The 17330-nt window shown below is 67.9% G+C and carries 18 protein-coding genes; 9 read left to right on the forward strand and 9 right to left on the reverse strand.

Features of this window, described 5'->3' with window-relative positions; all coding sequences use genetic code 11:
- Nucleotides 1-10 precede the first annotated feature (10 nt).
- From PBT88_RS04910 to PBT88_RS04925, 4 genes are all read left to right on the forward strand, one after another.
- Nucleotides 11-1294 (forward strand): cytochrome b, encoded by a 1284-nt coding sequence (locus tag PBT88_RS04910; RefSeq protein WP_270078104.1) that lies wholly within the window; start codon nt 11-13, stop codon nt 1292-1294.
- Between the two features lie 21 nt (nt 1295-1315).
- Nucleotides 1316-2158 carry a cytochrome c1 gene (locus PBT88_RS04915; protein ID WP_270078105.1) on the forward strand — a complete coding sequence of 281 codons (843 nt, stop codon included), beginning with the start codon at nt 1316-1318 and terminating at the stop codon, nt 2156-2158.
- A gap of 59 nt (nt 2159-2217) precedes the next feature.
- Nucleotides 2218-2775 (forward strand): adenine phosphoribosyltransferase, encoded by a 558-nt coding sequence (locus PBT88_RS04920; protein ID WP_270078106.1) that lies wholly within the window; start codon nt 2218-2220, stop codon nt 2773-2775.
- Nucleotides 2776-2983: 208 nt separating this feature from the next.
- Nucleotides 2984-3394 (forward strand): hypothetical protein, encoded by a 411-nt coding sequence (locus tag PBT88_RS04925; RefSeq protein ID WP_270078107.1) that lies wholly within the window; start codon nt 2984-2986, stop codon nt 3392-3394.
- A gap of 175 nt (nt 3395-3569) precedes the next feature.
- Here the strand turns inward: PBT88_RS04925 and PBT88_RS04930 are convergent, their stop codons facing one another.
- The 3 genes from PBT88_RS04930 to ychF all read right to left on the reverse strand — a co-directional run bounded on the left by PBT88_RS04930 (nt 3570) and on the right by ychF (nt 5621).
- The gene (locus tag PBT88_RS04930; protein WP_270078108.1) at nt 3570-3881 is read right to left on the reverse strand and encodes a hypothetical protein; all 312 of its coding nucleotides are present in this window, start codon (nt 3879-3881) and stop codon (nt 3570-3572) included.
- A 102-nt stretch (nt 3882-3983) separates the two neighbouring features.
- On the reverse strand, nt 3984-4430 hold the full coding sequence (locus PBT88_RS04935; protein ID WP_270078109.1) for a MaoC family dehydratase: 447 nt from the start codon (nt 4428-4430) through the stop codon (nt 3984-3986).
- 90 nt (nt 4431-4520) lie between these two features.
- A complete protein-coding gene (gene ychF / locus PBT88_RS04940; RefSeq protein WP_270078110.1) occupies nt 4521-5621 on the reverse strand; it encodes a redox-regulated ATPase YchF in 1101 nt (366 codons plus the stop codon).
- A 402-nt stretch (nt 5622-6023) separates the two neighbouring features.
- Here ychF and PBT88_RS04945 point away from each other — a divergent pair, with 402 nt between their 5' ends.
- A complete protein-coding gene (locus tag PBT88_RS04945; protein ID WP_270078111.1) occupies nt 6024-6332 on the forward strand; it encodes a hypothetical protein in 309 nt (102 codons plus the stop codon).
- Here PBT88_RS04945 and PBT88_RS04950 read toward each other — a convergent pair.
- The 4 genes from PBT88_RS04950 to PBT88_RS04965 form a co-directional block, all read right to left on the reverse strand.
- Nucleotides 6319-7641: an APC family permease gene (locus PBT88_RS04950; protein ID WP_270078112.1), complete on the reverse strand. Its 1323-nt coding sequence runs from the start codon at nt 7639-7641 to the stop codon at nt 6319-6321. The genes PBT88_RS04945 and PBT88_RS04950 overlap by 14 nt on opposite strands.
- 179 nt (nt 7642-7820) lie before the next feature.
- Nucleotides 7821-8390 carry an aminoacyl-tRNA hydrolase gene (pth, locus tag PBT88_RS04955; protein WP_270078113.1) on the reverse strand — a complete coding sequence of 190 codons (570 nt, stop codon included), beginning with the start codon at nt 8388-8390 and terminating at the stop codon, nt 7821-7823.
- 62 nt (nt 8391-8452) lie between these two features.
- Nucleotides 8453-9073 (reverse strand): 50S ribosomal protein L25/general stress protein Ctc, encoded by a 621-nt coding sequence (locus PBT88_RS04960; protein ID WP_270078114.1) that lies wholly within the window; start codon nt 9071-9073, stop codon nt 8453-8455.
- A 115-nt stretch (nt 9074-9188) separates the two neighbouring features.
- Nucleotides 9189-10103: a TraB/GumN family protein gene (locus PBT88_RS04965; RefSeq protein WP_270078115.1), complete on the reverse strand. Its 915-nt coding sequence runs from the start codon at nt 10101-10103 to the stop codon at nt 9189-9191.
- A gap of 94 nt (nt 10104-10197) precedes the next feature.
- Here PBT88_RS04965 and PBT88_RS04970 point away from each other — a divergent pair, with 94 nt between their 5' ends.
- From PBT88_RS04970 to PBT88_RS04985, 4 genes are all read left to right on the forward strand, one after another.
- Complete coding sequence (locus PBT88_RS04970; protein ID WP_270078116.1) at nt 10198-11100, forward strand: glycine--tRNA ligase subunit alpha; 903 nt, start codon at nt 10198-10200, stop codon at nt 11098-11100.
- Nucleotides 11097-13274 (forward strand): glycine--tRNA ligase subunit beta, encoded by a 2178-nt coding sequence (glyS, locus tag PBT88_RS04975; RefSeq protein WP_270078117.1) that lies wholly within the window; start codon nt 11097-11099, stop codon nt 13272-13274. Before PBT88_RS04970 ends, glyS begins: the two co-directional genes overlap by 4 nt.
- Nucleotides 13275-13405: 131 nt before the next feature.
- Nucleotides 13406-16021, forward strand: a complete 2616-nt coding sequence (gene ppdK, locus PBT88_RS04980; RefSeq protein ID WP_270079182.1) for a pyruvate, phosphate dikinase — start codon at nt 13406-13408, stop codon at nt 16019-16021.
- Nucleotides 16018-16236 carry a hypothetical protein gene (locus PBT88_RS04985; RefSeq protein ID WP_270078118.1) on the forward strand — a complete coding sequence of 73 codons (219 nt, stop codon included), beginning with the start codon at nt 16018-16020 and terminating at the stop codon, nt 16234-16236. Before ppdK ends, PBT88_RS04985 begins: the two co-directional genes overlap by 4 nt.
- 46 nt (nt 16237-16282) lie before the next feature.
- Here the strand turns inward: PBT88_RS04985 and PBT88_RS04990 are convergent, their stop codons facing one another.
- Together PBT88_RS04990 and PBT88_RS04995 are read right to left on the reverse strand one after the other, a co-directional pair.
- Nucleotides 16283-16714: a DoxX family protein gene (locus PBT88_RS04990; protein ID WP_270078119.1), complete on the reverse strand. Its 432-nt coding sequence runs from the start codon at nt 16712-16714 to the stop codon at nt 16283-16285.
- A 116-nt stretch (nt 16715-16830) separates the two neighbouring features.
- The gene (locus PBT88_RS04995) at nt 16831-17319 is read right to left on the reverse strand and encodes a hypothetical protein (protein ID WP_270078120.1); all 489 of its coding nucleotides are present in this window, start codon (nt 17317-17319) and stop codon (nt 16831-16833) included.
- Between the last annotated feature and the right edge of the window lie 11 nt (nt 17320-17330).

Here is a 17330-nt window from a genome sequence, read left to right on the forward strand (position 1 = left end):
TGACACGATCATGAGCTTCCCCTGGGCCGCGCATTACGCGCCGAAACACCCCGTGATGCGCTGGATGGACGAGAGGCTGCCGCTGCCGCGGCTCGTCTACCATGCGGTCGGGGCGGGCTATCCGGTGCCGCGCAACCTCAACTATTTCTGGAATTTCGGCGCGCTGGCCGGCGCCGCCTTGCTGATCCAGATCGTCACCGGGGTGATCCTGGCGATGCATTATGCCGCCAGCACCAGCGTGGCGTTCGACAGCACCGAGCATATCATGCGCGACGTCAATGCGGGCTGGCTGCTGCGCTACGCCCACGCCAACGGCGCCAGCATGTTCTTCATCGTCGTCTATCTGCACATCTTCCGCGGTCTCTATTACGGATCGTACAAGGCCCCGCGCGAGATGGTGTGGCTGCTCGGCGTGGTGATCTTCCTGCTGATGATGGCCACCGCCTTCATGGGCTATGTGCTGCCCTGGGGGCAGATGAGCTTCTGGGGGGCGCAGGTGATCACCGGCTTCTTCTCCGCCATCCCGCTGATCGGCGGCCCGATCCACACCTGGCTGCTCGGCGGCTTCGCGCCCGACGACGCGACGCTCAACCGCTTCTTCTCGCTCCACTATCTGCTGCCGTTCATCATCGCGGCGGTGATCATCCTGCACATCTGGGCGCTGCACATTCCGGGCTCCAACAACCCGACCGGGGTGGACGTGAAGGGGCCGCAGGATACCGTGCCCTTCCATCCCTATTACACCGCCAAGGACGGCTTCGGGCTCGGCCTGTTCCTGATCCTCTTCTCGCTGCTGCTGTTCTTCGCGCCGAACGCGCTCGGCCATCCGGACAATTATATCCCGGCCAATCCGCTCTCGACGCCGGCGCATATCGTGCCCGAATGGTATTTCCTGCCCTTCTACGCGATCCTCAAATCCTTCACCGGCAATTTCCTCGGCATCGACGCCAAGCTGTGGGGGGTGATGGCGATGTTCGGGGCGATCCTGCTGCTGTTCTTCCTGCCGTGGATCGATCGCTCGCCGATCCGCTCGGCCAATTACCGGCCGATCTACCAGAAGCTGTTCTGGCTGCTGGTGCTCGACGTGCTGGCGCTCGGCTATCTCGGCCAGGCCGAGGTGACGCCGACGGTGGTGCTGCTCAGCCAGCTGTGCGCGGGCTATTATTTCACCCACTTCCTGATCCTCATCCCGCTGATCTCGCGGATCGAGACGCCGCTGCCGTTGCCGAACTCGATCACCGAGGCGGTGCTCGGGCCGCCGGCTGCCGTCGCAGCCGCATCCACCGCCGCCTGATCGCCGGGAGAGGAACCGCTGATGCTCCGCTTTTTCGCCCCGCTGATCGCGCCGCTGGTTGGCCTCGCCTTCGTCTGCGCCTTGCTCTGGGCGGTGCTGACGACCCCCCACACGCCGGTGGTGCCGAGCGCCGCCGAGGCGTTCCACCGCGCCCCGCGCGCGATCCATTACAGCTTCGACGGGCCGTTCGGCCGCTACGACAACCAGCAGCTCCAGCGCGGCTTCCAGGTCTATAAGGAGGTCTGCTCGGCCTGCCATTCGATGCGGCTGGTGGCGTTCCGCGATCTCGGCGGGATCGGCTTCTCCAAGCCGGAGGTGAAGGCGCTGGCCAAGGGCTGGGCGATCGAGACGCCGTCGCTCAACCCCGATACCGGCGAGCCGGCCACCCGCAAGTCGCTGCCGTCGGACACGATCCCCAGCCCCTATCCCAACGAGATCGCGGCGCGCGCGGCCAACAACAATGCGCTGCCGCCGGACATGAGCCTGCTCGCCAAGGCGCGCGAGGGCGGCCCGGCCTATATCGCCTCGCTCGTCACCGGCTATCGGGACGTGCCGCCGGCGCTGAAGACGGCCTTCCCCGATTTCACCACGCCGCCGGGGCTCCATTTCAATCCCTATTTCGCCAATCTCAACATCGCGATGCCGCCGCCGCTCGTCGCCGACGATCAGGTCGCCTATGCGGACGGCACCAAGGCCACCCGCGAGCAGATGGCCGAGGACGTCTCCGCCTTCCTGATGTGGGCGGCGGAACCGAAGATGGAGGATCGCAAGCGCACCGGCGTGGCGGTGGTCGCCTATCTGATCCTGGCGACGCTGCTGGCGTTCGGCGCCTACCGCAACATCTGGCACGGCAAGACGCACTGAGCGGGCGCGCGGGGCACGGAGGATTGAATTTCGCGGCCCATCCTGCGAGGAGGCGCGCCATGACCAGCGCCATCACCGCCGCCACCGCCAACGCCGATCTCGCCGCGCTCATCCGCACCATCCCGGATTTCCCCAAGCCGGGCATCCAGTTCCGCGACATCACCACGCTGCTGCTCGACGCGAAGGGCTTCCAGGCCTCGATCGAGCGGCTGGCGGCGGCGGCGCCGGACGGCATCGACCTGATCGCCGGGATCGAGGCGCGCGGCTTCATCTTCTCGTCGGCGCTGGCCGCGCACATGGGCAAGGGCCTCGTCCTGATCCGCAAGGACGGCAAGCTGCCCGGCGCCACCATCGGGGTCGACTACACGCTGGAATATGGCACCGACCGGGTGGTGATGCATGAGGATGCGTGCGTCCCCGGCCAGAGGGTGCTGCTGGTCGACGATCTCATCGCCACCGGCGGCACCGCGCTCGCCGCCGTCCGGCTGCTCCGCCAGGCCGGTGCCGAGGTGATCGGTGCCCATTTCGTGATCGACCTGCCCGATCTCGGCGGCGCCGACAGGCTCCGCGCCGAGGGTGTGGCGGTGACGACCCTAGTGGCGTTCGAAGGCGACTGAGCGCGACGGCGGCGGCGTCCCCGACCCGCCGCGCGCGTCGGCGGACGCGCAGGAAACTGCTCCGCACCATAACTTTAGTCGCAAAATCCCGCCGCCGCGAAGGCGGCCGGGGACTCTGTTAACGGCCTTCCGCAAAGCGTGGTGGAGCGTTGCCGAACCAGTAGAGTCCATTGTGGAAAAGCGAGAGCATATCAATCAGGAGCCGGGCATGGCCGGCGAGATGTCGGTCCAGTTCGACGTCGGCACCGGCAAGATATGCGTCTATGGCAACGGCTTCTGGTCGTTCCCGCAAGCCACCGCCTTCTTCGACGACTGGAAGCAGATCATCCGGCGCATTCATGCCGCCGGCCTGCCGGTGTCGGCGTTCGTCGACATGACCGAAAGCGGCGTTCAGAAAGCGGACGTCGCCCAGCTGATCGCGACCGCGACGCTGGGCCTGTATCGCGATGGCGACGCGATCGCCATGCTGGTGCCCAACAGCCTGGCCAAGATGCAGATGCGCCGCGTGCTCGAGGCGCGCTTCCACGGCTTCTTCATCTCGCGCAGCGCGGCGACGACGTGGCTGGCCGGCCGGGCATTCTCGCGGGACTATGTCGGGCGCGGGGCCTCGTCTGGTTGATCCGGGGCGCCTGATCCGGGGCGCCTGATCCGGGCGCGGTCGACCGGCCCGTCGCGATGACGGCGATCGGGGGAAGGGGCCGGCGGCAGGCGGCGGCCGCCATCTTGTCCCGCCATTTTATGCCCCTCCCGGTGCGACGGGAGGGGCATGGACGGATGGACGATCTCCGGCGCGATCAGCAGCCGCGGCGATGGCGGGTGTGGGTCTTGTCGAGATGACGGCCGAGCAGGCCGCCGCCGACGCCGCCGGCCACCGTGCCGAGCGTGCCGCCGCCCAGCGCATTGCCGATCAGCGCGCCGCCGACGCCGCCGGCGATCGTGCCGACCGCGCCGTTGCCGCCGCCGCAGCGATGGCGATAATAGCCGCCGCGACCATGATAGCTATGATGATAGCCACGATGATAATCCCGCGCATTCGCAGCGGTGGGCATCACCGCCGGGGCGGCGGTCATCGCCAGCATGGCAAGCAGCGCGAACTTGTTCTTCATTTCAATCTCCCTCATGACGGGGCCGTAACGCCTCAATCGCAATCGGTTTCCCTGTTCGATCATGCGAATAGTCGGCGGTGCTTCGGCAGAGCTTGCGCGCCGCTACAGCGCGCGCGTCCGATACAGCGCGATCGGCTCGAACCGCATCACCGGCTCGTCATGGTCGTTGAGCACCGTCACCCGGCTGCGCACCGATCCCATGCCGGGGCGTTTCTCGGAGGGGCGGACCTCGATCACCTCGCTCTCGACGCGCAGCACGTCGCCGGGGCGGACGGGTTTCAGCCAGCGCAGATTGTCGATCCCGGCGGCGCCGAGGCTGCCGCCGTCGGTCTTGCCCTGCTCGGCGACGGTCATCGCCATGGTCATCGCGGCAGTGTGCCAGCCGCTCGCCGAGAGCGTGCCGAAATGGGTGTCGGCGGCGCCCTCGTCCGAGAGGTGGAAGGGCTGCGGATCCCAGCGCCGCGCGAAATCGAGCACCTCGTCGCGGGTCACCTCGTAGCGGCCGAACGCGCGCGTGTCGCCGACCGCGAAATCCTCCAGATAGGGCATGTCTCTCTCCTTTTGCCCCTGCGTAGCAGATCGCAACGGAGTGCCCAACCGGCGGGAGGGAGAGGGGCGGCGCGCCGGCCGCCCCGGCCGTCAGACGTTGAAGCGGAACAGCAGGACGTCGCCGTCGTGGACGACATAGTCCTTGCCTTCGGAGCGCAGCTTGCCGTTGTCGCGCGCGCCGGTCTCGCCGCCGAAGGCGACATAGTCGTCATAGGCGATCGTCTCGGCGCGGATGAAGCCGCGCTCGAAATCGGAATGGATCACGCCCGCCGCCTGCGGGGCCTTGCTGCCCTTGGCCAGCGTCCACGCCCGCGTCTCCTTGGGGCCGCAGGTGAAGAAGGTGATCAGGTCGAGCAGTTCGTAGCCGGCGCGGATCACGCGGGCGAGGCCGGTCTCGGTGAGGCCGAGGTCGGACAGGAACTCGCCGCGATCCTCCTGCGCCATGGTGGCGATCTCGGCCTCGATCGCGGCCGACACGACGACCGCGACGGCGCCCTCGGCCGCCGCCTTCTCGAACACGCGGGCGGAAAGCGCATTGCCGTCCGCCGCCGAGCCTTCCTCGACATTGCAGACATAGAGCACCGGCTTGCCGGTCAGCAGCTGCGCCTGCTCGAAGATCGCGATCTCTTCCGGATCGGCCTTGGGCCGGCCGAGGCGGGCGGGCTTGCCCTCGCGCAGCAGATCGAGCACCGGCGCCAGCACGGCCGCCTGCGCCTTGGCGTCCTTGTCGCCCTGCATCCCCTTCTTGGCGAGGTTGGGCACGCGGCGTTCCAGGCTCTCGAGATCGGAGAGCATCAGCTCGGTCTCGACCGTCTCGGCATCGGCGATCGGATCGACCTTGCCCTCGACATGGGTGACTTCGCCCTCGAAGCAGCGCAGCACATGGATGATCGCATCGACTTCGCGGATGTTGGCGAGGAACTGGTTGCCGAGCCCTTCGCCCTTCGACGCGCCGCGCACCAGCCCGGCGATGTCGACGAAGCCGAGCTGGGTCTCGATGATCTTGGCCGAGCCGGCGATGGCGGCGAGCTTGTCGGCGCGCGGATCGGGCACCGCGACCTGGCCGACATTCGGCTCGATCGTGCAGAAGGGATAGTTGGCGGCCTGGGCCGCGGCCGTCTCGGTCAGCGCGTTGAAGAGGGTCGACTTGCCGACGTTAGGCAGGCCGACGATGCCGCAGCGGAAACCCATGATGTGCGTACCTTGATCGTGCTTCGGAAGGGCGTGGCGCCCGGTCGTGCGGCCCAATAGCGGCTGGCGGCCGGTTAGGCCAGCGGTGGCGTGATGACGCGGCGGCGACCGGGCGGGATGCCGGCATCGGGCAGCCGGGCGGGCGCCGCGCGGCCCGAACATTTCGATCGAGATGTGCCGCTGCAATGTCGCGAAATTTTATTGACATGTTGCATATCTACAACAGTCGACGTGACGGACCTCCCGCCTCATCCGATCGGCCCGGCGCCGATCGATACCCGGACAGGCCGATGATCGGCTGGGTGATGTGGACCCTGCTGCGACCGGTGGCACCGCCGCCCGACCAGCCGGGCTCGACCGGCGGGGTCACGCCGTCCGCTCTTCCCCCGAAAGGACATGCCCATGCAATATGTTCCCATCAAGCCGGCGACCCCGCCGCAGGTGCCGCTCATCGACAACAGCCTGCTGGGTGAGGTGTTCGTCACCGGCATCGCCGGCTGCGCCAATTTCCATGGCATGTTCGTGGTGACGCTGGAGAGCGCGCGGTGCGATCACAGCCATACCCCGCCGCTGGTCGAGCGGATCGTCGTCGCGCGGCTCGCGCTGACCGGCCCGGCGGCGCAGGGGCTGGTCGCCGGGCTCAACGATTTCCTGACCCAGCAGGGGCTCAGCCCGTCCCAGGCGATGATGGGGGAGGCTACGCGGCAATAGGTGGGGGCGCCGGGGGGCGGCGATCGGCGCGGCCCGCCCCGGACGCGCCGCGCGGGCGCAGCCAGTAGAGCGGCAGCGCGGTCAGCGTCAGCGCGAGGCCGAGCGCGCTGACCGCGATGCCGGCCCCCCACATCGCCCATAAGGTGAAGGGCAGGCCGATCGCGGCGGCGGGCATCGCCACCCGCCGCACCAGCGCGGCGACGCAGAGGGCGAGATAGAACCACAGGGCCGTCGAGGTGGTCAGCAGCGCCATGAAGGTGAAGATGCCGCCGAGCGACTTGCTGGCATTGCACAGCACCAGCAGGCTGGCGAGCGCGGTCGACAGCAGCAGCGTCCGCACCGGCACGTCCTGCGCCGAGACCCTGCCGAACCAGCGCGGCAGCAGCCCGGCGCGGGCCATGCCGAGCGGCACCTCGCTCTGGATCAGGATCCAGCAGTTGAGCGCGCCGACCGCCGAGATCACCGCGAAGGCGGCGACCAGCAATGCGGGGCCATGGCCCCAGAAGGTCTCGATGAACAGGGCGACGGGCGCGTTGGAGGCGGCGACGGCGGCGGTGGGCAGCGAGAAGACGATGCCGCAGCTCACCACGACATAGAGCAGCCCGGCGATGGCGGTGCCGACCATCGTCGCGCGGATCACATTGCGCCCCGGATCGCGGACCCGCTCGGAGGCGACGCCGGCCGCCTCGAAGCCGACCAGCGTGAACATGGTCAGCGTGATCGCGGCGCCGATTCCGCTCAGCGCGGTCGATGGCGCGGGGAGGGGCGGCAGCTGGCTGCGGCCGGACATGGCGAGCAGCGCCACGATGACGACGACCGCGAGCAGCGGCAGCAGCTTGAGCAGCGTCGTGATCATCTGGAACTGCCCGGCGATCCGCGCGCCGGCCAGGTTGAGCAGGGTGATCAGCCAGAGCAGCGCCACCGCGGTCAGCGCGCCGGCGAGCGGCGTGGTCGCGATCGCCGGCACCAGCACCGACAAATAGCTGGTCGCGCCCAGCGCCAGCATCGCGCTCGCCGCCCAGCACGACACCCAGTAGCTCCAGCCGTTGAGCACCCCGGGCAGGGTGCCCAGCACCCGGCTTGTGATGGCGACCGCGCCGGTCTCCTCCGGCATCGCCATCGCCAATGTGCCGAGCGCATAGGCGATGGCGAGCACGCCGCCGATGCTGACGCCCCACGCGATCAGGCCGGTCCAGCCGAACGGCGCGATGTTGGCCGGCAGCATGAAGATGCCGGTGCCGATCATCCCGCCGACGACGAGCGCAGTGGCGGTCCAGAAGCCGAAGGGTCGTTCCGTCTCGCTGGTCATGCCGCTGTCCCCCTGGGGCGCAGCCTATACCGCGCCGGGGGCGGCGCAAGCGGCGATGTGGTCGGCGACGAGACGCAAGGCATGACCATCCGTGCTCCTGCGCAGGCAGGAGCCCAGGGCTTCAGACGTGGCAGTGCTTTCACCTGGGCTCCTGCGTTCGCAGGAGCACGGACGAAGTTCTAATCCGCGAGCCGGAGCGCCACGTCGTTCATGAAGCGGGCATCGTCGCCGGCGGCCAGCCGCGGTGCCTCGGCGGCGATCGCGCCGAGCATGTCGGCCAGCGGGTCGATCTCGGCCTTGGCATAATTGCCCAGCACATAGCCCGACACCCGATCCTTGTGGCCGGGATGGCCGATGCCGAGCCGGACCCGGCGGAAGGCGTTGCCGATATGCGCCTCGGTGGAGCGCAGGCCGTTATGGCCAGCGGTGCCGCCGCCGGTCTTCACCTTGACCTTGAACGGCAGCAGGTCGAGCTCGTCGTGGAAGACGGTGACGTCGCCTTCGGTGAGCTTGTAGAAGCGCAGCGCGTCGCCGACGGCGCGGCCGCTCTCGTTCATGAAGGTGGCGGGCTTGAGCAGCAGGATCTTGTCGGTGCCGACCCGGCCTTCGCGGACCCAGCCGTGGAAGCCCTTTTTCTCGGGCGAGAAATCATAGGTCTCGGCGATGGCGTCGGCCGCCATGAAGCCGACATTGTGGCGGTGCAGCGCATATTGCGCGCCCGGATTGCCGAGCCCGACCCAGAGTTGCATCGATGGGTCTCCTGGCAGGCAGTCCGTCCGCGCGACCCGGGCCGCGCGGACGGGGAACAGGCTTAGGCCTCGGCGCCTTCGGCATCGCCCTCGGCGGCACCTTCGGACGACTTCAGCGCCGACGGGGCGGTGATCGTCGCGATGGTGAAGTCGCGATCCTCGATCGCCCAGTGCGCGCCCTGGGGCAGCGTCACGGCCGAGATGTGGATCGAATCGCCGACTTCGATGCCGGTCAGGTCGACCTTGATCTCGTCGGGGATCTGGGCCGCATCGACGACCAGCTCGACCTCGTGACGGACGATCGACAGCACGCCGCCGCGCTTGATGCCCGGCGAGGCTTCCTCATTCTCGAACACCAGCGGCACGTTGACGTGAACGGTGCTGTGCTCGCCGATGCGGAAGAAATCGACATGGAGCGGGCGATCGGAAACCGGGTGGAACTGCACGTCCTTGGGGAGCGTGCGGATCGTGGCGTCGATGCCGTCGATCATCACCACCGAGTTCATGAAATGGCCGGTGCCGAGCAGCTTGGCGAGCTCACGCTCGTTGACGCTGATCGAGATCGGATCCTTCTTGTCGCCGTAGATCACGGCGGGCACGCGTCCTTCGCGGCGCAGATGACGGGAGGCTCCCTTGCCAGCCCGATCGCGCGGCTCTGCGGACAGCGTCAGCTGATCGCTCATCGCTCATATCTCCAAATGTTCAAGTGTTTCATGCCGAACAAGCCTCCAGGGATGACCCTGCACGGCAAGCGGGCGCGCATAGGGGAGATTGGGAGATTCGGCAAGCGGTGGTGGCTTATTCCACCCGCACCGCCTTGTAGCCGAGCTTGGCCAGCATCGCCTGCACCGAGTCGCTGCCGACCAGATGGCCGGCGCCGACGGCGACGAACTGGGTGCCGGGCATCGCCAGCCGGGCGACCAGCGCGTCCGCCCAATGGGCGTTGCGGCGCGCGATCAGCACGGTGCGCAGCGCGTCCGACTTTTTCATGTCCTTGTCGAAGCTCGCCGCGATGCCCTTTTCGTTGCCATGCGCCCAGGCGCCCAGCATCTTGCCGAAATCGGCGACGTCGTCGGCATTCTGATCGGTGACGCCCTGCAGGAACTCGCGCTGCTGCGCCTCGCTCATCGTGTCGAAGAAGCCGAGCTGCTGGTCGAGCGTCTCCAGCCCCTCGATCGGCTTGCCGGAGGCGCGGAACTGGGCCTTGAGATGCTCCTCCACCCCGTCCGCCGAGCTGACGCCGAGGGTCTGGATGGTGGTGCCGAACAGCACCAAGCCGGCCGCCCAGGTCTTCATCTTGTCGAGCGTGGCGGCGGGCACCGCGCTCTTCTTCTCCATCGCGGCGAGGCGATCGCGATATTGCGGATCGACCCGATCGGCGAGCGGCGGCACCGGGCCGGGCGCCATGCCCATGCGGAACAGGGCGGCGGCCGATTTGGTCGGATCCTGATCGATCACCGCCTCCAGCACCAGCCGGTCGGCGCTGGTGAGCGCCGCCTGGATCGCCGGCGTCTCCCAGTCGAAATGCGGCGGCAGCGCGTGGATGGTGCCGAACAGATAGATGGTGGAGGGCCCCTTCTGGAGCCGCCACAGCGCCGGATGGGCGGCGTGGCCCCGCGCGCTTTCGGCGCGGGCCGCGGCGGCGGCGGGCAAGACGGGCTGGAGCAGGGCGAGGAAGGCAGCGAAAACAGCGTGCAAGCGGGTCAGTCTCATGGGCCTGTCCTACACCCGCCTTGGTCCTGTACAAGTGTCCTCTGGAGGCGCCGTTTGCTTGACCGCGCCAAAGCGCTGCGTCAGAGGCTCTGCCATGTCCGACACGCCCGAACCCCTGAGCTTCCAGCGCCTGATCCTCACCCTCCATGACTATTGGAGCGATCATGGCTGCCTGATCCTGCAGCCCTATGACATGGAGATGGGGGCCGGCACCTTCCATCCGGCGACGACGCTGCGCGCGCTCGGGCCGCAGCCGTGGAAGGCGGCCTATGTCCAGCCCTCGCGCCGGCCGACCGACGGCCGCTATGGCGAGAACCCCAACCGGCTCCAGCATTATTACCAGTATCAGGTGGTGCTGAAGCCGTCGCCGCCGAACCTCCAGGAGCTGTATCTGGGTTCGCTGAAGGCGATCGGCATCGATCCGCTGCTCCACGACATCCGCTTCGTCGAGGACGACTGGGAAAGCCCCACCTTGGGCGCCTGGGGGCTCGGCTGGGAGGTCTGGTGCGACGGCATGGAGGTGACCCAGTTCACCTATTTCCAGCAGGTCGGCGGCTATGACTGCAAGCCGGTGCTGGGCGAGCTGACCTACGGGCTGGAGCGGCTGGCCATGTATATCCAGGGCGTCGACCGGGTGTATGACCTCAAGTTCAACGATGAGGGCGTCACTTATGGCGACGTCTTCCTCGAAAACGAGAAGCAGATGTCGAAGTACAACTTCGAGATCGCCAACACCGAGGCGCTGTTCGACGCCTTCCGCAAGGCGACCGCCGAGTGCCAGTCCTGCCTCGACGCGCAGCTGCCGCTGCCGGCCTATGAGCAGGCGATCAAGGCCAGCCACAGCTTCAACCTGCTGCAGGCGCGCGGCGTGATCTCGGTGGCCGAGCGGCAGGCCTATATCGGCCGCGTCCGCGATCTGGCGAAGGGGGCGTGCGCGAGCTGGATCGAGAAGAACACGCCCGAATGGGAAGCACGGTTTCCGGGGTGGGTGGCATGAGCGATTTTCTCCTCGAAATCCTCTCCGAGGAAATTCCGGCACGGATGCAGGAGAAGGCGTCCGCCGATCTCGCGCGGCTGTTCGAGGCGGAACTCGCCAAGTCCGGCCTCAAGGCCCACCATATCGAGAGCTTCGTGACGCCGCGCCGGCTGGCGCTGATCGCCAAGGGGTTGCCGGCAGCGACCGAGGCGGTGTCCGAAGAGCTGAAAGGCCCGCGCGCCGACGCGCCGGCGCAGGCGCTCGCCGGCTTCCTCGGCAAGACCGGGCTGACCCGCGAGCAGCTGGTCGAGCGCACCGACGCCAAGGGCAATGCCGTGCTGTTCGCGGTCATCGAGAAGCCGGGCCGCCCGACCGCCGAGGTGTTGGCGGAAGCGATCCCCGCGGTGATCCGCGCCTTCCCATGGCCGAAGGCGATGCGCTGGGGCGCGGCGTCCTCCTCCACCGAGAGCCCGCGCTGGGTGCGGCCGTTGCAGGGCCTCGTCGCGCTCTATGGCGACGAGATCGTGCCGATCGAGGTCGCCGGCATCGCCAGCGGGCGGACGACGGCGGGGCACCGCTTCCTGCACGACGGCCCGGTGACGATCGCCAGCGCCGCCGACTATGCCGAGACGCTGCGCGCCGCGCATGTCATCGTCGATCATCGCGAGCGCCGGCTGATCGTGCGCGAGGAGGCCGAGGAGGCCGCCGCCACCGCCGGCTTCGTGCTGGTCGAGGATGACGGGCTGGTCCACGAGAATGCCGGGCTCACCGAATGGCCGGTGCCACTGCTCGGCACCTTCGATCCGGCGTTCCTCGCGGTGCCGCGCGAGGTGATCCAGCTCACCATGCGGACCAACCAGAAATATTTCGCCTGCACCGATGGCGAGGGGCATCTCGCGCCCGCCTTCGTCTGTACCGCGAACATCCTTGCGTCGGACGGCGGTGCGGCGATCGTCGCCGGCAACGCCAAGGTGCTGGCCGCGCGGCTCGCCGATGCGCGCTTCTTCTGGGAGCAGGATCTCAAGATCCGGCTTGAGGATCAGGCGAAGAAGCTGAACCAGATCGTCTTCCACGAAAAGCTCGGCACCGTCGCCGACAAGGTGGCGCGCGTGGCGAAGCTGGCGCGCTGGCTGGTGGAGGAGGGGATCGTGCCATCCAGTGTTCCTGCGAAAGCAGGAACCCAGGGCCACGAAGCCCAAGCCGGCTCTGGGCTCCTGCTTTCGCAGGAGCACAAGGAAGAATTGGCAAACCAGGCGGAGCTCGCCGCGCAGTTGTGCAAGGCCGATCTCGTCACCGGGATGGTCGGCGAGTTCCCCGAATTGCAGGGCGTGATGGGCGGCTATCATGCCCGCGCCGAAGGCCTGCCCGATGCGGTCGCCGACGCGATCCGCGATCACTACAAGCCGGTCGGCCAGGGCGACGACGTCCCGACCGCGCCGGTGACGGTCGCGGTGTCGCTGGCGGACAAGCTGGATAGTTTGGCTCAATTTTTCTTGATCGGCGAAGTCCCTACCGGCTCCAAAGATCCTTTTGCGCTCCGGCGTGCCGCATTGGGTGTGATTTCTATCATTCTCATTAATGCTCTGCGTTTCCGATTGGAGCGAGTGCTGCTGCAAGCGTGCGGTGACGATCTGAGTAAGTTCGAGAAAGTCTTCTACGAGCACATTGAAAAACGTCTGGGTGATTTCTTCGCCGACCGCCTCAAGGTCCAGCAGCGCGAAGCCGGTGTCCGCCACGATCTGATCGACGCGGTGTTCGCGCTCGGCGGCGAGGATGATCTCGTCCGCCTGCTCGCCCGCGTGAAGGCGTTGCAGGCGTTCGTCGAGACCGAGGAGGGGGCCAACCTCCTCGCCGGCTATCGCCGCGCCGCCAACATCCTGCGCGCCGAGGCCAAGAAGGGCGGCGCGGCGATCGCGCCCTTTGCCGGCTTCTCCTACACCCCCGATGCCGCCGAAGCCGCGCTCGCCGAAATGCTCGATACGCAATTGCCGGTCGCGGAAACTGCAATCGAGAGCGAGGATTTCGCCGGTGCGATGACTGCGTTGTCAATAATTCGTCCGACAATTGATGCCTTCTTCGAAGACGTCACCGTGAATTCGTCTGAGGACATCAAACGCTCCACTCGGCTTGCATTGCTTGAAAAATTGCGTGCTGCGATGCACAAGGTAGCGGACTTCTCCAAAATCGAGGGATAAGATTCGTGGCTACTGTCCTCTCCGCTGCCAAGTTCAACACGGATGCGGAGGGGGCCGGGCAAACGGATGGTGCGCAATATGTCTATCGCTTCGGCGGCGGCGTATCGGATGGCGGGGCGGGTGATCGCAACCTGCTCGGCGGCAAGGGCGCCAACCTCGCCGAGATGGCCTCGATCGGCCTGCCGGTGCCGCCGGGCTTCACCATCTCCACCGCCATGTGTACCCGCTATTATGACGAGGGCGGCGCCTTCCCGGACAGCGTGCGCGCCGAGGTGGCCGAGGGCCTCGCCCATATCGAGGGGATCACCGGCAAGCTGTTCGGCGATGCGGTGAACCCGCTGCTGGTCTCGGTGCGCTCCGGCGCGCGCGCGTCGATGCCGGGGATGATGGACACGGTGCTCAACCTCGGCCTCAACGACGAGACCGTCGCGGGGCTGGCCCAGGGCTCGGGCGACGAGCGCTTCGCGTGGGACAGCTATCGCCGCTTCATCCAGATGTATTCGGACGTCGTGCTCGAACTCGATCATGGCGCCTTCGAGGAGGCGCTGGAGATCGCCAAGGAGGACAAGGGCGTCCATCTCGACACCGACCTCAGCGCCGACGACTGGAAGGCGCTGGTGACGGTCTATAAGGGCCTTGTCGAGGATCAGTGGGGCAAGCCCTTCCCGCAGGACGTGCATGAGCAGCTCTGGGGCGCGGTCGGCGCGGTGTTCGGCTCGTGGCAGTCCGAGCGGGCCAAGGTCTATCGCCGGCTCAACGACATTCCCGGCAGCTGGGGCACCGCCGTCAACGTGCAGGCGATGGTGTTCGGCAATATGGGCGACACCTCGGCGACCGGCGTGGCCTTCACCCGCGATCCCTCCAAGGGCGACCGGGCTTATTATGGCGAGTTCCTGATCAACGCCCAGGGCGAGGATGTCGTCGCCGGCATCCGCACCCCGCAATATCTGACCAAGGCCGCCAAGGACGAGGCCGGCGCCAAGGCGCCGTCGATGGAAGAGGCGATGCCGGTCGTCTATGCCGAGCTCGCCAAGGTGTTCGACCTGCTCGAGACGCATTATCGCGACATGCAGGACATCGAGTTCACCGTGCAGGAGGGCAAGCTCTGGATGCTCCAGACCCGCTCCGGCAAGCGCACCGCCAAGGCGGCGCTCAAGATCGCGGTCGACATGGCGAGCGAAGGCCTGATCACCGAGGAGGAGGCGATCGGCCGGGTCGATCCGCTGGCGCTCGACCAGCTGCTCCACCCGACGCTCGATCCCGAGGCCCCGCGCGACGTGGTGGCCAAGGGCCTGCCGGCCTCGCCGGGCGCCGCCTCCGGCCTCATCGTGTTCGACGCCGAGACCGCCGAGCAGCGCGCCGAGCGCGGCGACAGCGTGATCCTGGTCCGCGTCGAGACCTCGCCCGAGGACATCCATGGGATGCACGCCGCCAAGGGTATCCTCACCGCGCGCGGCGGCATGACCAGCCACGCCGCCGTGGTGGCGCGCGGCATGGGCCGCCCCTGCGTCTCCGGCGCCGGCACGCTCGCGATCGAGGGCAAGGCCAAGCGGATGCGCGTCGGCTCCGGTTCTTCGGCGCGTGAGTTCAAGGAAGGCGACGTCATCACCATCGACGGCTCGACCGGCGAGGTGATGGCCGGCGAGGTGGCGACGGTGCAGCCCGAGCTGGCCGGCGATTTCGGCACGCTGATGGTGTGGGCCGACAAGGTCCGCCGCCTCAAGGTGCGCGCCAATGCCGAAACCCCGCTCGATTGCCAGACCGCGCGCGATTTCGGCGCCGAGGGCATCGGCCTGTGCCGCACCGAGCATATGTTCTTCGAGGCGGGGCGGATCACCGCGGTGCGCCAGATGATCCTCGCCGAGACCGAGAAGGGCCGCCGTGCCGCGCTCGACAAGCTGCTGCCCGAGCAGCGCGCCGATTTCGCCGCGATCTTCGCGATCATGGCCGGGCTGCCGGTGACGATCCGGCTGCTCGATCCGCCGCTGCACGAATTCCTGCCGCATGAGGAGGCCGAGTTCCAGGAGGTCGCCAACGCCACCGGCCTGTCGGTCGAGGCGCTCAAGCAGCGCGCGTCGGAGCTGCACGAGTTCAACCCGATGCTCGGCCATCGCGGTTGCCGGCTCGGCGTCACCTATCCCGAAATCTACGAGATGCAGGCCCGCGCCATCTTCGAGGCGGCGTGCGACGTCGCCGAGCAGAGCGGCGCGGCGCCGATCCCCGAGGTGATGGTGCCGCTGGTCGCGACCGCGCGCGAGCTGGAGCTGATGAAGGCGGTGATCGACGGCGCCGCCCAGGCGGTGTTCGCCGAGAAGGGCCGCACGCTCGACTATCTGGTCGGCACGATGATCGAGCTGCCGCGCGCCGCGTTGCGGGCCGGCGAGATCGCCGAGGTCGGCGCCTTCTTCTCGTTCGGCACCAACGACCTCACCCAGACCACGCTCGGCGTCTCGCGCGATGACGCGGCGCGCTTCCTCGGCGCCTATGTCGAGCAGGGCATCTATGCGAAGGATCCGTTCGTCAGCCTCGACGTCGAGGGTGTCGGCGAGCTGATCGAGATCGCCGCCGAGCGCGGCCGCAAGGCCCGCCCCGGCATCAAGCTCGGCATCTGCGGCGAACATGGCGGCGATCCGGCGAGCATCGCCTTCTGCGAGAAGACCGGGCTCGATTATGTCTCCGCCTCGCCCTATCGGGTGCCGATCGCGCGGCTCGCGGCGGCGCAGGCAGCCTTGAAGGTGAAGTCATGAAGATGGTGATGGCCCTGGCGGCGGCGGCGCTGCTGATCGCGGCGGCGCCGATGAAGATCACGCCGGCGCCGGCCGACGACAAGCCGGCCCAGCCGGTCGGCGCTGCGGCGCGCGCCAAGCATGGCCCGGAGCCGCTGGCCAAGCCGGCCGACGATATCGGCGCGGCGGAAGACCCGGCCCCGATCGCATCGCCGCCGCCCGCCCAGCCGAAATAAGGCGTCTCGCCCGCCTCCGGCTTGGGCCGGGGGCGGAGGAGGATGCTCAGCGCCGCGCGTCGAGGCTGTAGGCGCCGGCGCCGAACGCCACGACCTGGAGCAGGCCGCCGGCCATCGCGATATTCTTCCAGAAGTTGATGAACTGGCTCTGGTCGGCGAGATGGTCGTGGAAGGCGAAGGCGGTCGCCAGCGTGAACAGCGTCATGATCGTCGCGGTGATCCGGGCGTGGAAGCCCAGCACCAGGGCCAGCCCGCCCAATATCTCGGTCGCGGCGGCGGCGGCGAAGGCGATTGGCGGGAAGGGCAGGCCGGCCGACTGGATATAGGCGATCGTCGCGGCCGGCGCGGCGAGCTTGGAGAAACCGCTCAGCAGGAAGATCGCGGCCATTGCGGTCCGGCCGATGGCGGGAAGCGCGGCGGTGCCGGGCGCGGCAAGCGGACGGGCGGAAGATGCGGTGATCGTGGCGGACTGCGACATGATGGGTCTCCAACAAGGCCGTGCCCGATGGCTGGCCGTTACAGACACATCATGTCGCCGATTGGTGATCTAAAAAACCGATAAAAATCGGGAAAAACATTTCTATAAAATAGAAATCAGACCGGCGTGCCATAGCGGGTGCGATGCGCATCGAGGTCGTTGCCGCGCAGCATTGCGGCCTGTTCGCGCCATTCCTCTTGGCGGATGGTGCCGTCGCGCAGGCCGAGCCGCGCTTCCAGCGCCGCCGCGTCGGCCGTGGAGAGATCCTCGATCTGGCGATAGCGATAGAGGCCGGCGTCGTTGAGGCTGATCTCGCGGTCGCGCCCGATGCCGGCGATCAGCGCGAGGTCGTCGCGCTGGCCTGCCGCGGCCGCGCCGATCGCGCCGGCGGTGCCGGGGCCGACCGGATGCGCGGTCTGGCGTTCGAGTTCGGCGATGCGTTCGCGATGCGCGATCGACTGGCGTTCGGCGGCCTGGCGGGCGACGCGCTCCTCCTCATAGGCCCGGCGCCATTTCACGCCGCCCGAGCGCGAGAGCAGGCCGATCAGCCAGCCGAGGATCAGGACGAGGGCAAGGATCGCCCACTGGTTCGCGGTAAAGCCCATGGTTCGCCTCC

This window comes from Sphingomonas abietis, from assembly GCF_027625475.1.
Taxonomy (GTDB): domain Bacteria; phylum Pseudomonadota; class Alphaproteobacteria; order Sphingomonadales; family Sphingomonadaceae; genus Solisphingomonas; species Solisphingomonas abietis.

Excerpts from the sequence above, each read along its gene's own strand:
- PBT88_RS04910 (WP_270078104.1), top strand. The coding sequence starts at position 11 with ATGAGCTTCCCCTGGGCCGCGCATTACGCGCCGAAACACCCCGTGATG.
- PBT88_RS04915 (WP_270078105.1), top strand. The coding sequence starts at position 1,316 with ATGCTCCGCTTTTTCGCCCCGCTGATCGCGCCGCTGGTTGGCCTCGCC.
- PBT88_RS04920 (WP_270078106.1), top strand. The coding sequence starts at position 2,218 with ATGACCAGCGCCATCACCGCCGCCACCGCCAACGCCGATCTCGCCGCG.
- PBT88_RS04925 (WP_270078107.1), top strand. The coding sequence starts at position 2,984 with ATGGCCGGCGAGATGTCGGTCCAGTTCGACGTCGGCACCGGCAAGATA.
- PBT88_RS04930 (WP_270078108.1), bottom strand. The coding sequence starts at position 3,881 with ATGAAGAACAAGTTCGCGCTGCTTGCCATGCTGGCGATGACCGCCGCC.
- PBT88_RS04935 (WP_270078109.1), bottom strand. The coding sequence starts at position 4,430 with ATGCCCTATCTGGAGGATTTCGCGGTCGGCGACACGCGCGCGTTCGGC.
- ychF (WP_270078110.1), bottom strand. The coding sequence starts at position 5,621 with ATGGGTTTCCGCTGCGGCATCGTCGGCCTGCCTAACGTCGGCAAGTCG.
- PBT88_RS04945 (WP_270078111.1), top strand. The coding sequence starts at position 6,024 with ATGCAATATGTTCCCATCAAGCCGGCGACCCCGCCGCAGGTGCCGCTC.
- PBT88_RS04950 (WP_270078112.1), bottom strand. The coding sequence starts at position 7,641 with ATGACCAGCGAGACGGAACGACCCTTCGGCTTCTGGACCGCCACTGCG.
- pth (WP_270078113.1), bottom strand. The coding sequence starts at position 8,390 with ATGCAACTCTGGGTCGGGCTCGGCAATCCGGGCGCGCAATATGCGCTG.
- PBT88_RS04960 (WP_270078114.1), bottom strand. The coding sequence starts at position 9,073 with ATGAGCGATCAGCTGACGCTGTCCGCAGAGCCGCGCGATCGGGCTGGC.
- PBT88_RS04965 (WP_270078115.1), bottom strand. The coding sequence starts at position 10,103 with ATGAGACTGACCCGCTTGCACGCTGTTTTCGCTGCCTTCCTCGCCCTG.
- PBT88_RS04970 (WP_270078116.1), top strand. The coding sequence starts at position 10,198 with ATGTCCGACACGCCCGAACCCCTGAGCTTCCAGCGCCTGATCCTCACC.
- glyS (WP_270078117.1), top strand. The coding sequence starts at position 11,097 with ATGAGCGATTTTCTCCTCGAAATCCTCTCCGAGGAAATTCCGGCACGG.
- PBT88_RS04985 (WP_270078118.1), top strand. The coding sequence starts at position 16,018 with ATGAAGATGGTGATGGCCCTGGCGGCGGCGGCGCTGCTGATCGCGGCG.
- PBT88_RS04990 (WP_270078119.1), bottom strand. The coding sequence starts at position 16,714 with ATGTCGCAGTCCGCCACGATCACCGCATCTTCCGCCCGTCCGCTTGCC.
- PBT88_RS04995 (WP_270078120.1), bottom strand. The coding sequence starts at position 17,319 with ATGGGCTTTACCGCGAACCAGTGGGCGATCCTTGCCCTCGTCCTGATC.